At 72.7% G+C, this 14058-nt stretch carries 9 protein-coding genes and 2 pseudogenes; 6 read left to right on the top strand and 5 right to left on the bottom strand.

Annotated features, from left to right (window positions below):
• Positions 1-74: 74 nt before the first annotated feature.
• A pseudogene (locus AB0I68_RS19850) lies at positions 75-303 on the top strand (transposase); the annotation flags it as partial.
• 125 nt (positions 304-428) lie between these two features.
• Here the strand turns inward: AB0I68_RS19850 and AB0I68_RS19845 are convergent.
• The 3 genes and pseudogenes from AB0I68_RS19845 to AB0I68_RS19835 all read right to left on the bottom strand — a co-directional run.
• Positions 429-564, bottom strand: a pseudogene (locus AB0I68_RS19845) (IS3 family transposase); the annotation flags it as partial.
• A 38-nt stretch (positions 565-602) separates the two neighbouring features.
• Positions 603-1229, bottom strand: a complete 627-nt coding sequence (locus AB0I68_RS19840) for a low molecular weight phosphatase family protein (protein WP_363178635.1) — start codon at positions 1227-1229, stop codon at positions 603-605.
• Positions 1226-2686, bottom strand: a complete 1461-nt coding sequence (locus AB0I68_RS19835) for a polysaccharide biosynthesis tyrosine autokinase (RefSeq protein WP_363178634.1) — start codon at positions 2684-2686, stop codon at positions 1226-1228. The genes AB0I68_RS19840 and AB0I68_RS19835 overlap by 4 nt, the downstream gene beginning before the upstream one ends.
• 389 nt (positions 2687-3075) lie before the next feature.
• Between AB0I68_RS19835 and AB0I68_RS19830 the strand changes: the two genes are divergently transcribed.
• From AB0I68_RS19830 to AB0I68_RS19810, 5 genes are all read left to right on the top strand, one after another.
• On the top strand, positions 3076-3684 hold the full coding sequence (locus tag AB0I68_RS19830) for a hypothetical protein (RefSeq protein WP_363178633.1): 609 nt from the start codon (positions 3076-3078) through the stop codon (positions 3682-3684).
• Entirely contained in the window at positions 3681-5573 is a 1893-nt protein-coding gene (locus tag AB0I68_RS19825; protein ID WP_363178632.1) for a DUF4012 domain-containing protein, read from the top strand. Before AB0I68_RS19830 ends, AB0I68_RS19825 begins: the two co-directional genes overlap by 4 nt.
• The gene (locus tag AB0I68_RS19820; protein ID WP_363178631.1) at positions 5566-6399 is read left to right on the top strand and encodes a glutaminyl-peptide cyclotransferase; all 834 of its coding nucleotides are present in this window, start codon (positions 5566-5568) and stop codon (positions 6397-6399) included. The genes AB0I68_RS19825 and AB0I68_RS19820 overlap by 8 nt, the downstream gene beginning before the upstream one ends.
• Positions 6400-6816: 417 nt before the next feature.
• On the top strand, positions 6817-8274 hold the full coding sequence (locus tag AB0I68_RS19815) for a sugar transferase (protein ID WP_363178630.1): 1458 nt from the start codon (positions 6817-6819) through the stop codon (positions 8272-8274).
• A 76-nt stretch (positions 8275-8350) separates the two neighbouring features.
• Entirely contained in the window at positions 8351-9613 is a 1263-nt protein-coding gene (locus tag AB0I68_RS19810) for a hypothetical protein (RefSeq protein ID WP_363178629.1), read from the top strand.
• On the opposite strand, the gene AB0I68_RS19805 is transcribed toward AB0I68_RS19810, so the two are convergent.
• Both AB0I68_RS19805 and AB0I68_RS19800 read right to left on the bottom strand, forming a co-directional pair.
• Positions 9589-11496: an asparagine synthase-related protein gene (locus AB0I68_RS19805; RefSeq protein WP_363178628.1), complete on the bottom strand. Its 1908-nt coding sequence runs from the start codon at positions 11494-11496 to the stop codon at positions 9589-9591. The two genes, AB0I68_RS19810 and AB0I68_RS19805, sit on opposite strands and share 25 nt — an antisense overlap.
• The gene (locus tag AB0I68_RS19800; protein ID WP_363178627.1) at positions 11496-13793 is read right to left on the bottom strand and encodes a bi-domain-containing oxidoreductase; all 2298 of its coding nucleotides are present in this window, start codon (positions 13791-13793) and stop codon (positions 11496-11498) included. The genes AB0I68_RS19805 and AB0I68_RS19800 overlap by 1 nt, the downstream gene beginning before the upstream one ends.
• Between the last annotated feature and the right edge of the window lie 265 nt (positions 13794-14058).

Raw genomic sequence — 14058 nt, 5'->3', positions numbered from 1 at the left:
GGACAAACGATCACGCGGTGACCGCAGGTCACAGCACAGACCCTGCCCGCTGGCAGGAGGCATTCGAGGCCCTGATGGACCGGATCGCGGGCCGGTTCACGCGGGTCGAACCCCGACGGCGGATAAGGCGGTTGGTCCTCGGCCTGCTCTCGGATCTGCCCCGCAAGAACTGCTGGACCATCGCCGAGTGGGCCGGGGAGGCCACCCCGGACGGCATGCAGCACCTGCTGAACCGGGCCAAGTGGGACGCAGACGCCGTCCCGCGACGACCTTCGCGACTACATGGTCGAGCACCTGCGCGAGTGCCGCACGTCGAAGAAGATTCCGAGTCAGCAGCGTCGCGCAGCCGTGCCGGGCATCGTGCAACGGTGGTCCTGCAGGTGGCAGCGTCACCTTGGTGGTGGGCGCCCTGGTTGGTCGTGGGTGATCTGGAGGGTCTCGCGTTTCAGGGAGGTGTGGAAGCTCTCGCAGGCCGCGTTGTCCGCACTGCTGCCGCGCGCCCATCGAGCGGATGACCCCAAGCTCGGAACACAGCTCTGCGAACTGCCACGACGCGTATGGGGCGATCCGTGATCGGAGTGGAAGCCCCATGCACCCTCGGTTCAGACCCTCGCCCCGCCGCCCAGCAGCCGGGCGAGCGCGCTCACCGCCCCGTCGATCTCGCGGGCGCACCCGTACAGCACAGGGTGGGGCCTCCCCCACGGGTCTGCGACGTCGTCCTCGGCCGGCGGGACCGGGGCGGCGGCACCCCGACGGCCGGCCGCGGCCGCGACTACGACGTCGAAACCGTCCACGACCCGCGGGCCTTCCCCGTCCGGTACGCCGCCCTGCGCGGTCGCCGCACCTTCCCCGCCCGCTTCCCCGCCCCGCACTTCGTCGACTCCCCCCACGGCGAGACGTACGAACTCCTTCAGGGTGAAGCAGCGCCGCATCGCCGTCGGCGCGAGCCGCACCGCTGCCTCCCGGTGCTCGATGGCGAGCCCGAGGACCAGCGCCGCTCCCACGACGAGCTGCGCGGTGAGCGGGCGGGCCGCGAAGCCGGAGCCGTCACCGCCCAGCTTCTCCAGCACTGCCCTGGTGGAGCTCTCCATGCCGGGCCGGGGCCACGCCCCCGTGCCTGCGCTCTCCGGCCGCACGGCCGAGCCGGGCGGAAGCCTCGCGGCCAGCAGCCGCTCGGCGAGCACCGAGCGGTGCACATTGCCCGTGCAGACGAACAGGATCCGGGTCATTTCTCATCCGCGAGATGCGTCGCCGCGGCCGCGGCGTCCTCCTTCTGGCGATCCGCCACGCGAGGAGCGGGCAGCGCGCCGTACGACCCGTAGGTGCCGTAGCGGTCGCCCCTGGGGACCGGCGCCATGTTGAAGACGGTGCCGAGGACGCGGACACCCACGCGGTCCAGCGATTCCGCAGCGGTGCGGACCTGTTCCCGGCTGGTCTTGGCGGCGCGGACGACGAGCAGCGCGCCCTGGGCGAGCGAGGCGAGTCCGACGGTGTCGGCGACGGGCAGCAGCGGTGCGGTGTCGACGATCACGACCTCGTAGGTGTCCGCCAGGTCGCGCAGCACCGCTTCCATCCGCGCCGAGGCGAGCAGCTCCGTGGGATTCGGTGGTACGGCGCCGCTGGCAAGCACCGAGAGCCCGCCGCCGACCTGCTGCATCACGTCCTCGATGCGGGCCTGTCCGATGAGCACCGTGGTCAGACCGGCGTCCTGGACGAGACCGAAGGTCGAGGCAACACTCGGACGGCGCAGGTCGCCGTCCACGAGACAGGTGGAGACACCTGCCTCGGCGAGCGAGAGGGCAAGATTCACCGCGGTGCTGGTCTTGCCCTCACCGGGCACCGAACTCGTCACCACGATGATCCGGGGCGGGTCGTCGACCTGTGAGAACTGCAGGTTGGTGCGCAGCTTGCGGATGGCCTCGGCGCGGGGGGAGTGCCCATCGGTGCAGACGAGCGGTTGCCTGGAGGCGTTCCTGTCGTACGGGATGGTGCCGAGACCCGGCAGCGTGGTGAACTCGCCCAGCGCCTCACTGGTCTTGAGGGTGGTGTCGAGGTTCTCGCGCAGGGCGACGAGTCCGGCACCGAGCAGCAGGCCGCCGAGCACTCCTGCGGCCAGGTTCAGCAGTGGGCGGGGTGAGACCGGACCGACGGGAGCGACGGCTTCCTGGGTGACGCCCAGGGAAACGGGCGAGGTGCCGTCGCCCGTACGGCGGCTCTTTCCCGACCGCTCCGAGCCGGGTGTGCGCTTGGGCGCCTCCAGTCGCTCGACGACCGCGCTGAACCGCTGCGCCACGGCATTGGCGATGCGCGCCGCACGCTTGGGCTCGGTGTCCCGGACGGTGATGTCGATGAGCACGGTGTTGAGCGGGGCGACGGCGGTGATCCGGGACGCCAGTTCCTCCGGGGTGGTGCGCAGCCGCAGTTCCTCCACCACGGGCCGGGTCACCTGACGGGTGGTCACGATCGCGGCGTACGACTGAACGCGCGCCTGCGAGAAAGTCTGCCCCTGGTTCAGTTGGGCGGTGTCCTCACCGGTGCGGGTGGCGACGAAGAGCTGGGTCCTCGCCTCGTAGACGGGTGTGCTCAAGCTCGTCGCGGCGAGCGCCGCCCCGATAGCGAGAAGCAGACAGACCACGACGGTCGGCCAGCGTCTGGCAAGAGCCTTCAGGAATCCGTGGAGATCCAAGCTGCACCCCTCATGGGACCGAGGGAACCACCCGAAATGGAATGTTCTGTTCCCTGTGTACGCAGCCGACGATAGGGACTCGCGCGTGTCAACCGGGGGAGCCACCCCTATGTCGCCCGCCAAACGACCCGCGCGAACGCACATCGCCCCGCCGGGGGTGACGGCGTGGGCCATCGAGAAGCAAGCGCTACACCATCGGGTGACTTCTGGACAGCGCCACGCCAGTCGGTGTCATATGTCCCATTTATTCCATGTATCCAGATGTTGGTATCCAGATCTTGCTTACGGGCGACGTTGCGGCCTGGCCCGGACTGAAGTCGAGGAGAGTGAAGAAGATGACGACATCGCCCAGATGGCGGGTTGCGCTGGCATCGGCAGCATCAGCCGCTGTGCTCGTTGCCGCACCGCTGGTGGGGGCGCAGACCGCCCACGCACAGCCGCCTTCTCCAACGTGCTACGCGTACCCGCCGGCGCCCCCGCAGCTCACCCTCAGCGGCACCGTGGTGCCTGCCGGGGACACGCTGACGTTCAGTGGCAATTGCTTCGCCCCCTTCGAGCAGGTCGTGGCGGAACTGCACTCGCATGAGGTCGTCCTGGGCAGGTTCAGGGCGGACGCGGAGGGAGTTGTCAGGGGCGAGGTGACCATCCCGCGGAAGACCAGGCCGGGGTACCACACCTTCGAGCTGGAGGGCCGCAAGTCCAGGCTGGAGCTCTCCGCCCGTATCAAGGTGCTGCGCGTGAGACATGAGCAGGGTGACAGGGGGCCCGAGCAGTCCGACTGGTCCGACTGGTCCGACTGGTCGAACCGATCCGACCATCTTGACGGACAGGGTGGGCCCGGCCCGCACGACTCCGACGGACGGGGGAACTCCCATCATCGCTCGGCCCTGGCTGTCGCCGGCAGCGAGCAGGCCCTGGCAGCGAGCGGCATCGCGGCCGGGCTGGTTGCGGCGGGCGGGGGCACGATGCTGGTCGTGCGCCGTCGCCGCAGTTCATGACGGAGCAGGACATCGGCACGGCGGAACCACGGCGTCCCGGTCCCGGCCGAGACGCCTTCCGCAGGCCCGGCCGCTCCCGCGAGGGGGTACCGGGCCGCCGTCGCGTGCTCAGGAACACCCTGCTGACCGCCGCGGCGCTCCCGCTGGCCGGCGCCGTCTGGATCGGTGTCACCGGGCTGCTCGCGCGTTCGGAGCTGACCGAGGCTGGGCAGGACCTCGACGCGCTGCGGCAGTCGGTGGCGGTCGCGACGGCGCCCGGCTCCGCCGCCGGAAAGGCGACCGCGCCCGCGCCCGCCCGGGTACCGGAACAGGCAGTGCGCTCGGCCGCCGTCCACGCGGCTCGGGCGCATCGTCTCACCACCGGGCCGGCCTGGTACTCCGCCGCCGAGCTGCCCTTCCTCGGGGGTCCCGTCAGAACCGTGCGCGGCGCCGCATACGCGGCGGACCGGCTGGCCAGCGACGTGCTGTCTCCGCTGACCGGCGTCCTGCCGCCGTCCACGCCGCACGGAAGCGGCGGCGGGATGTCCGAGGCCCTCGCGGCGTTGCAGCGGCACGGGCCGGAAATCGCCCGGGCCGCAGACGTCGTTGCCGAGGTGCGGACCGACGTGCACGGTCTGCCCCGGTCCACCTGGCTGCCGGCGGCCGACCGGGCCCGTGCCGCGCTGCAACAGCAGCTCGACCGCCTCGCCCCGGCCATGACCGACGCCTCCCTGGCGGCCCGCGTCCTGCCGTCCATGCTCGGCACGCAAGGACAACGACGTTACTTCCTCGCGTTCCAGAACATCGCCGAGGCGCGCGGCACCGGGGGTCTTCCGGGTGCCTTCGCCGTGCTGCGGGCCGACCGCGGCCGGCTGTCCTTCGAGCGGTTCGGCAACAACACGGAGATGGAAACGGCGAAGCCGGACATCGACCTCGGAGCCGAGTTCAACGCCCGCTACGCGGGTAGCGACCCCACCCACGTGTGGCCCAACTCCAACATGAGCCCGCACTTCCCCTACGCGGCCCGCATCTGGGCAGCGGCATGGCGCAAGCACACCGGCGAACGCGTGGACGGGGCGATCGCCGTCGACCCGGTCACACTGAGCCGTCTCCTGCAGGTCACCGGCCCGGCCCGCATGGCCGACGGCACCGAACTCACCGCCGACAACGTCGTGGACCTCACCGAACGGGCCAGCTACGCGAAGTACGACGACGTCGCCCGGCGCAAGGCGTTCTTCGTCGACGCCGCCCGTGCCGCCGCCGCACGGCTGATGGGGGCACTCGACGACACGCGCCGACTGCCCGCCCTGCTCATCGCCCTGAACGACGCCCAGGGGGACGGACGGCTGAAGGTGTGGAGCGCGCATGCGGCGGAGCAGCGCCTCCTGGAGTCCCGCCCCTACTCGGGCACGCTCCCCAACGCCCCTGGCCCCTTCGCGGGACTGGTGGTGAACAACGCGGCCGGCAGCAAGCTGGACTACTACCTCGACCGGAGCCTGACCTGGGAAGCGGGTGCCTGCTCCGGCAGCGACCGCGCGGTCACCGTGACCATGACCCTGACCAACCGGGCGCCGGCCTCCGGCCTGCCCGACTACGTGACCATCAGGGCGGACTCCCCTCCCTACCGCACCCGGCCGGGTGACAACCGCCTCCAGGTGTCGTACTACGCCGGGGTCGGAGCCACCCTCGCCGACGCAACCCTGGATGGCCGCCGCGCGCTGCTCGCGTCCGGCGTCGAACGCGGCCACTCCGTGTTCACGCTGGACCTGGAGCTGCCCGCGGGCTCCCGCCGCACCCTGGTGCTGCATCTGCTGGAGCCGCACGCGGACGGCGCCCCGACACTGCTGCGGCAGCCCCTGGTCACGCCGCTGCGGACGACGCTCAAGTCGTCAGGTGCCTGCCGTGTCTGAGCGTGTGCGCCGCACGGCGGGGGCCGTGCTCGCGGCCTCGCTGCTGCTCGCGTCACGCCCCCCGGCAGACCGCGCCCCCGACGACCCGGCAGGCCGAGCCATGGGTGGGCGGCAGGCCGCGGCGCACCGGGTCGAGCACCTGCGGGTCAAGGTGCTCAAGACCCTTCCGCACGACCCGCAGGCGTTCACCCAGGGACTCGAGATGGCCGGCGACACGCTCTACGAAGGCACCGGCATCTCCGGCCGGTCCTCGGTACGGGCAGGGCCTCCGGGCAAGAAGCCCACGGTCCGCGCGGCACTCCCCGCGCCCTTGTTCGGTGAGGGCATCACCGTGCTCGGCCGAACCCTGTGGCAGCTCACCTGGCGGAACCGGACCGCCATCGAGCGCGACGCCAAGACGCTCGCGGAGCTGCGTCGCGTCCCGTACCCGGACGACGGCTGGGGCGTGTGCCTCCAGCGGGCCCGGCACCGGCTGGTGACCAGCGACGGCTCGTCACGGCTGACGTTCCGTGACCCCGGGACGCTCGCGAAGACGGGCGAGGTCACCGTGACCGAAGGGGGCCGGCCGGTGACGGAGCTGAACGAGTTGGAGTGCGTCGGCGCCGCCGTGTACGCCAACGTGCTCTTCACCAACCGCATCGTGCGCATCGATCCCGCCACCGGAGCGGTGACGGCGAGCATCGACGCCTCGGGCCTGCTGCGCGACGACGAGCTCGTCCCGGGGTCCACGCTGAACGGCATCGCGGCGGTCCCCGGGACGGATCAGTTCCTGATCACCGGGAAGTTCTGGCCCGCAATGTTCCGCGTGGTATTGGTCCCGGCCTGACAGACGGGCGGCCCCGGCGGCTGAACCGGAGGGCGGCCGTGGACGTCGCCCCGCTGCTCCGCGACTCCGTGAAGACGCCGGTCGGCCCTGCGGGTGAGGCGGACACGGAGAGCGAACCGGAGCCGGAGCACGTGAAGCAGGCGGGGTTCGTACGCCCCCTCACCCGTGCGCCGGTCACCGGCGGACCGCACCGCCCTCCAGCGCCCTCCCGCAGAAGCACCCTGCCGGGGACTACGTGCCGCCCGGCCCCGGCGTCATATGCACGAGGCATGTAGCTCTGCTCAACGGGTGAGAGTTGCCCGCGGCCCAGCGTCGCGCCCCCCTGTTCAGTGGACAGCCATACACACTCGAATAGTCCTTTTTGACGCGCTTGGAGGGCGAATGCGGCTGTTCGAGGAGACAATGCCCCGCGTACCAGTGGCAAGACCTGCGCAGACACAGGTTGTCCGGGAGCAGCCGCCGACCAGGCGCCGCACCGGCAAGCCCCTCTGGTACGCGCCGGCCGCCGTCATCGGCGAAGCGGCCGGCGCCGCCGTGCCGGTGTATCTGGCCTTCGCGCTGGCCGGCAGCACGCATGCCGCGGCCTACGCGACGGTGGCGGCCGCAGCATGGCTGCTCGTGCGCGGCGCACGGGACCGCTACTGCGAGCGCCGTCTCGGTGAGCGCGACAGCACCGGCCTCGCGCTGCAGGACTGGCTGGTGCTGGTCGGACTGCTCGCGGTGGTGCGGGCGGCGACGGGCGAGGAGTCCCCGTTCCTCGTCGCACTCGCCGCCCTGGTGCCCTGCGCGCCGACGAGCACCGTCGTGCGCGCGCTGATCCACCGTCATCTGGTGGCTCGACGCCGCGACGGCCGGACCGTCCGCCGGGCCCTGGTGATCGGGGAGGCGAACGCCGTCGACGGTCTGGTGAGCCACCTCGCGAAGCGAACCGACCACGAGCTCGTCGTCGTCGGGGTGTGCCCGGTCGGCGACGAGGACCCGCATGCGCTGGCCCCGGTCGCCGCCCGCCTCGGCAGGCAGGCACCGGGGCACATGTCGGCCGACTCCATCCCGGTGCTGGAGGCGGCCCGGCTGCTCAACGTGGACGCGGTCCTCGTCGTGCCGGGACCGTACATGACCGGAACGCGCCTGCGGCGGCTGTCGTGGGCCCTGCACAGCGAGGAGCGCCCGCTCGTGGTCGTACCGGGCCTGACCGAGGTTGCCGGGCGCCGGGTGGGCGTCCTCTCCGTGGCCGGGCTCACGATGCTGAACGTGGCCCCGCCCCTGAGGCGGGGGCTTGCGACGCTGCTCAAGGCGGTGACGGACCGGCTGGGCGCGGCGCTGCTGATCGTGCTGCTCGCCCCGGTGTTCGTGGCGGTCGCCCTCACCGTACGGCTGGACTCCCCGGGCCCCATCGTGTACCGGCAGACACGCATCGGCCGCGGCGGAAAACCGTTCACCATGGCCAAGTTCCGCACCATGGTCACCGACGCGGAGCGGCTGAGGCACCAGCTGACCGGGACCAACGAGCAGGACGGCCGGATGTTCAAGATCCGCCGCGATCCCCGGATCACCCGTGTCGGCCGGGTGCTGCGCCGCTACTCCCTGGACGAGCTGCCCCAACTGTTCAACGTGGTGCAGGGCCACATGTCCCTGGTCGGTCCGCGGCCGCCGCTGCCCGACGAAGTCGCCGGGTACGACGAGGTGGAGCTGCGCAGGCTGGCCGTCAAACCGGGGCTCACCGGCCTGTGGCAGGTCAGCGGCCGCTCCAACCTCTCCTGGGACGAGACGGTCGCCCTGGACCTCAGGTACGTGGACAACTGGTCCCCGTCCGTGGACCTCGGGGTGCTGTGCCGGACGGTGGGAGCCGTCGTAGCGGGCAGGGGCGCCTACTGAGCAGCTGCCGGCCCCGCTCCCCCATTCGACGGCACCGACGACATCCACCAGCACCGGCGATCCTCCTGGAGGGCCCATGCCGCCCGGAACCCCCACCGACCACTCACCCCGAGACCGCTTCGGCCCGGACCACCACGCCGCCGGGGACCGCCTCGGCTCGCCCCGCGAGGCCACGGACATCCTCGCCCTGGCAGACCGGCTCTTCCGGTGGGCCGACGCCCGCGACTGGGCGGGCCCGGACCCGTACGACGGGCTGACCGGCCCGCTGGGACGGCTGGCCGTGCACCGTGTGCTTCGGCAGGCGCTCCTGCAGGCCGTCAAACGCAGCCGGATCGACCTGCGTCCGGTCCTGGGCATCCGCCCGCTGCGCACCGCGACGGCCGCCGCAACCGCGGCCGGCGCCTGCGCCCGGCTCTCGGCCTCCCCCGTGTGGCGGGAGCGCGCCCTCCGGCTGGGCGGGTTGGCGGCCGCCGAGCAGCTGTCCGGGCGCTACGCCGGGCTGTGGCGCTACGAGTTCGACGTGCAGACCCGCTGGGCGTACTACCCCGCCACCGTCCCCAACCTCGTGGCCACCACCTTCTGCGCGGACGGCTGTCTGGACACCGGAACGCTCGGCGACGAGGCAGTACGGTCGCTCGCCCACGGGCTCCTGGAACACCTGCACAACGGCGAGTTCTTCACCTACACACCGGCCGGCGACGTCCTCGTCCACAACGCCAACCTCATGGGTGCCGCGCTCGCCGCCCGCCTGGCCCGCACCGGGACGCTGCCCGGCGGACTGGCGGACCGCCTGGTCGACGCCGCCCGCGGTGCGGTCGAGGTGAGCCTGGACGGTCAGCGCCCCGACGGTTCGTGGCCGTACGGACGGGGCCCGCGGCTGGGCTGGGTGGACGGCTTCCACACCGGGTACGTGCTGCTGCGCCTCGAACAGGCGGGAACGCTGCTCGGCATCGACGTCCGGCGCCCTCTCGAACGGGGGGTGGACCACTACCTGCGGCACCTGTTCGACGGCCCTCTGCCCCGCTACTTCGCGGACGGCCGGAGCAGACGGGACCCGAACAACGACGCGACAGCGGTACGGATGGCGGCGTGGGTGGCCCATCACGGTTTCGTCCAGGCTGACTTCGCTCTGTCCGTGCTGGCAGCCGTCGCGGACCGCTATCCCGGTCTCGGCACGGACGCGCGGGCCAAGGGCTGGCAGGGGAACAGGGCACTGTGGGAGTCGCCCCGATGGAGCGCCGCTCCCCTTCTGGACGCGCTGACCGCCCTCCACGCCGTCCTGCCGGACGGCCGGCACCCCGCCGCCCCGGCCGCTCAGCCGACGACGGCCGCCTCGTAGCCCGCCAAGACGTCCGCGGTCCGCCCCGCGCCTCCCGCCGCGTTCCGCTCCCACCACACGGCCGCGCAGAACAGCCCGAACACGGCGAGCCCCCGGTCACGCTGGCCCCGGACGTGTTCGGCGACGAGGCGGTCGGCGGTCCGCCGGTCGAAGACGTCGTCGAAGAGCGGGGAGCGCCGTACCTCTCTCCACAGACGGTCACCGTGCTCGCGCAGCAGCGACCGTACCGGCGCCCCGAAGCCCGTCTTGGGGCGCCGGGCGACGAACTCCGGCACACCAGACGCCACCGCGGCCGCGCGAAAGCGCGCCTTGCCGTCGCCCAGCCGCAGCTGCTCCTCCGCGACGGCGCCGAGGGCGGCGGCCACCACCGACTCGCCCAGGAACGGCACCCGCAGCTCCACACTCGCCCGCATCGACGCGCGGTCGCCGTACAGCAGGTTCAGCCCCGGCAGGAACAGCCGCCGGTCGCACTCCGCCAGCGCCGCGAGGGGCGTCCCGCCCGCGTCCAGCACGGCGCCCGCCACCTCGCGATGCCGCTCGGTGACCGCCTCCAGCCCGACGAGCGGCGACAGCGCCGCCCACTCCCGCCCGGAGTAGTACGACTGCGTCGCCCACGACCAGTCGCGGGGGCCGAGCTGGAGCAGCCGCCCGAACTTGTCCGCACGGCCCCGGTAGCGCCGGGGTGCGGGGACGAAGGCGGTGGCGCCGAGGGTGAGGCGCGCCCACACGGGGAGCTGTTGCAGCAGGAGCACGGCCTGGTAGCGCTCGTATCCGAGGAACAGCTCCTCGACCCCGAGCCCCGACAGCAGCACGGTCGCTTCACCGCGTGCGGCGCCGGAGAGCTGTATGAGGGCGACGGCGGCCGGGTCCCCGAAGGGGAGCTCCATGGTGGTGACCAGCTCCGGGATCCGGCGCAGCACGTCGACGTCCAGGTCGACCCACGTCAGTGGCAGGCCCAGCTGTCGGGCGACCCGGGCGGCGTAGGGGGCGTCGTCCTCGAACGGCTCCGCGGCGGCCGTCGCGGAGCGCGCTCTGGCGGCGAAGGCGGGCCCGGCGAAGCCCTCCCTGCTCATCTCCACGCCCAGCCAGGTGCTGTCCAGCCCTCCGCTGAGCAGCAGCCCCACCGTCACGTCCGCGCGCACCTGCCGGGCGACCGACGCGCGGACCGCGGCACCGATGTCCGCGGCGGGCTGGGCGGCACCGGCCCGCCACCAGGGTGACGCCTCGTCATAGCGGGGAGCGCGCCGGGACAGCACCGTCCCGGCCGTGACGGCACGAACGCGCTGCCAGCCGGTCCGCGGCGGCGGCGTCCACAGGAACATGGCGCCCTGCGCCACCGCGACCGGGTCCGCGTCGCCGGTCAGCCCGGCTGCCCGCAGCGGTTCGATCTCACTCGCGAGCGCGACCAGGCGGCCCGCCGCGTCCGAGGCCGCGTACAGCGGTTTGACGCCCAGTCGGTCCCGCCCGTAGCGCACCTCGCCGTCGGGCAGGACGAGGGCGAAGGCGAACATGCCGTCCGCCTCGTCGAGCAGCCGCGGCGCGTCCGGCTGCAGCAGCAATTCGTAGAGGACCTCGGTGTCGCCCTCGGTTCTTAAGGTCACGTGCCGCTTCCGCAGCACCTCGCGCAGGTACGGAGCGTTGTAGATCTCGCCGTTGTAGAGCATCACGCCCCGCTCCGGGGAGCCGAAGGGCTGGTCGCTCCTCGGGTCGAGGTCCACGACGGCCAGACGGCGGAAGTGCAGCGCAGCGTGCCAGTTACCGCCGTCCAGATCCAGGTGCCCGCTCGCGTCGGGGCCGCGGTGCGCGAGCGCCGCGCACGGGTCCCGGTGCGCCGGCGGCCGATGCCACGCGGTCCGGTTCAGCAGGACCACGAAACCGCACATCAGAGCGCCGCCGTGGTCGAAGCGGAACCACCGCCGGGGCGGGCCGCCTGTCCGCCCGGCCTCGGCACGGCGGCCGCGGCGTCGGGACCGGGCGACGGGCACCCCAGTGCCCTGGCCAGCGCCGGTGTGGCGGGGGCGCACTCCACGACGCGGTCCTCCGTGAGCGAACGGGCTGCGCGGCAGGCGACGAGGGAACTCCACAGCGCCGGGGCGAAGCCGGCGGCGGCAGCGGTCTCCTCGTCAAGGGGCTCGTTCCGGACGAGCCGGACGAGGGCGCGCATCTCGTCCGCGTGGCCCTTGGGCGCGCCACGGTACTTCGTCGTGACCGCCCGGCCCCCCTTCCACACGGTGAGCGAGCCGAAGTCGTCGATCCTGGCCGCCACCCCGTCGGTGGCCACTTCCAGGAGTTCCTTGGGTGCGCCGGGCGGGGTCAGCCCCCCGTACACGATGGAGGCGGCCGACCCGTCGTCGTAGGTGAGAAGGAGGGTGACGTTCTGTGCGGCGGCCGGGTCCCTCGCGTCCGCACCGACGGCCCGCACTCCGACCGGCCTCCCCGGGACGAGGAAGCCCGCGGTGTCGATGAAGTGGCACACCTCGCCGAGCAGCCGGCCGCCCTGCCGGGGATCGAAGTACCAGTGGTCGGCCGGGAGCCGGCCCGCGAACACCCGGTAAACCACCTGGAGGGGCATGTTCCCTGGGAGCGCGGCGCGAAGGTCCCGCACCGCGGGGGCGAACCGCCGGTTGAACCCGGCCATCGCCGGGGCGCCGGAGACCAGCCATGCGTCCGCGATGTCCTCCAGTTCCGTCTCCCTGAGACCCAGGGGCTTCTCGCAGTACAGGGCGGCGCCACCGCGCAGCACCCGCGCCGCGTACCCGCCGTGGCTGTCGTGGCGGCTGAGCACCATCACGCAGTCCGCCTCGCCCGAGGCCAGGCCGGTCTCGACGCTCTCCGCGACGGTGCGGAAACCCCACCGCCGGCCCTGGTGCGCGGCGGACAGTCCCCGCCCGCCGGCGACCCAGGAGAACGTGACGCCGGACTCCCGTTCCAGCTGGGGGAAGAGCGTCCTCGTCGCGAAGTTGCCCGCCCCGATCGCCGCGACCCGCAGTGTGCCCCGCGGAGAGGTCCATGCGCGGGGGCCCGCCTCCGGGGCCGGCCGGGGCGGGAGCTGCGCGGTTCCGGCGTAGCGCAGCAGCAGGGCGACGCTGCGGCCGCCGGGTGACGGCTTCAGCGCCTCGTACGCGTCGGCCGCCTGCTCGACGGGGAAGACCCGCGGCTGCAGCTGGGCGAGGTCCACCGTGCCCGTCGCCAGCATCCGGAGCACCTCGGCGAGGTTGCGCCGTTCCGTCCACGGGACATAGCCCTCGGGGTAGGGGTGGCCGCCCTCTTCGAAGCGGGGGTCGTACCGGCCGGGGCCGTAGGACCGCGCATAACGGATCGACAGTTCCTTGTGGTAGTACGACGACCGTGGCGGCGCGACGCCGACGTCACCGACGACCACCACGGTGGCGCGGTCACGGGCGAGACGGCCGGCGAACTCGACGGGGTCGGAGCTGGACGTCGCGGCGGTGATGAGCACCGCGTCCGCACCGGCGCCTGCCCAGTGCCGGGAGACAGCGCCGGACAGGCCGTCCGTGCCACGGGGGAAGGCCACCAGACCCGCCGACTCGGCGAGCGCCACCATGGCGGGGTCGGGGTCGATGCCGAGCCCGTCATACCCGTAGGCGCGCAGCAGGTGGAGCGTGATCTGACCGACCAGGCCGAGGCCGATGACGGCGATCCGGGAGCCCGGCACCGCCTCGGCCTGATGGATTCCCTGCAGCGCGATCGCGCCGACCGTGGCGAAGGCGGCCCACTGGGTGTCCACGCCGTCCGGCACGGGAACCACGAGGTTGCGGGGTACCGCGACGATCTCCGCGTGCGAGGCGTAGCGGGCCCCGGCTGCGGCGACCCGCATCCCGGGGCGGATGTCGTCGACCCCTTCGCCCGTCCGCAGGACCGTGCCCGCGCAGGAGTATCCGAGCTGCACCGGACGGTCCAGGCGGTCCTGGACCGTCCGGTAGGTGTCGGCGAGGCCCGTCCGCTTCAGGCTGTCGATCACCTGCGCCACCTGCTCGGGCCGCTGCCGCGCCTTGCCGAGCAGGCTCTGCGCGCCGGTCGAGACGGTGGCCCGCTCCGTACCCGCGCTGATGAGCGACCAGTCGTTGCGGATCACCACCATCCCGGCGGCTGTTTCGGGGGCGGGAATTTCTCCCACCGTGATGGAACCGGTGCGCGGGGACAGGAGCACTGTTTTCATTTCCTGCCTTTTCGGGGAGGGGATCGCGGCCCACGGCGCACTGTAGGGGGGCAGTTCACCGGTGGGTGCGGTTCTCCCGCGGAACGGACCAGACGGACGAACATGTCCATACGGCCGGGTGAACTTGCCACCGGCATGGCGGGCATTGTCACGGAATACCGATTCGCTGGTGCTCGGAGAACGTGCGCACTTCTTACGCTCCGGGCGATACGGCCACCGGTGGGGGCTGACCCGGCAACGGTCCGGCGCCGCTCGAAAGGAGACC

It is taken from the genome of Streptomyces sp. NPDC050448 (assembly GCF_040655295.1).
GTDB lineage: Bacteria > Actinomycetota > Actinomycetes > Streptomycetales > Streptomycetaceae > Streptomyces.
Note: the sequence above shows the minus strand (reverse complement) of the source record. Positions and strands in the feature narration are given on the sequence as shown.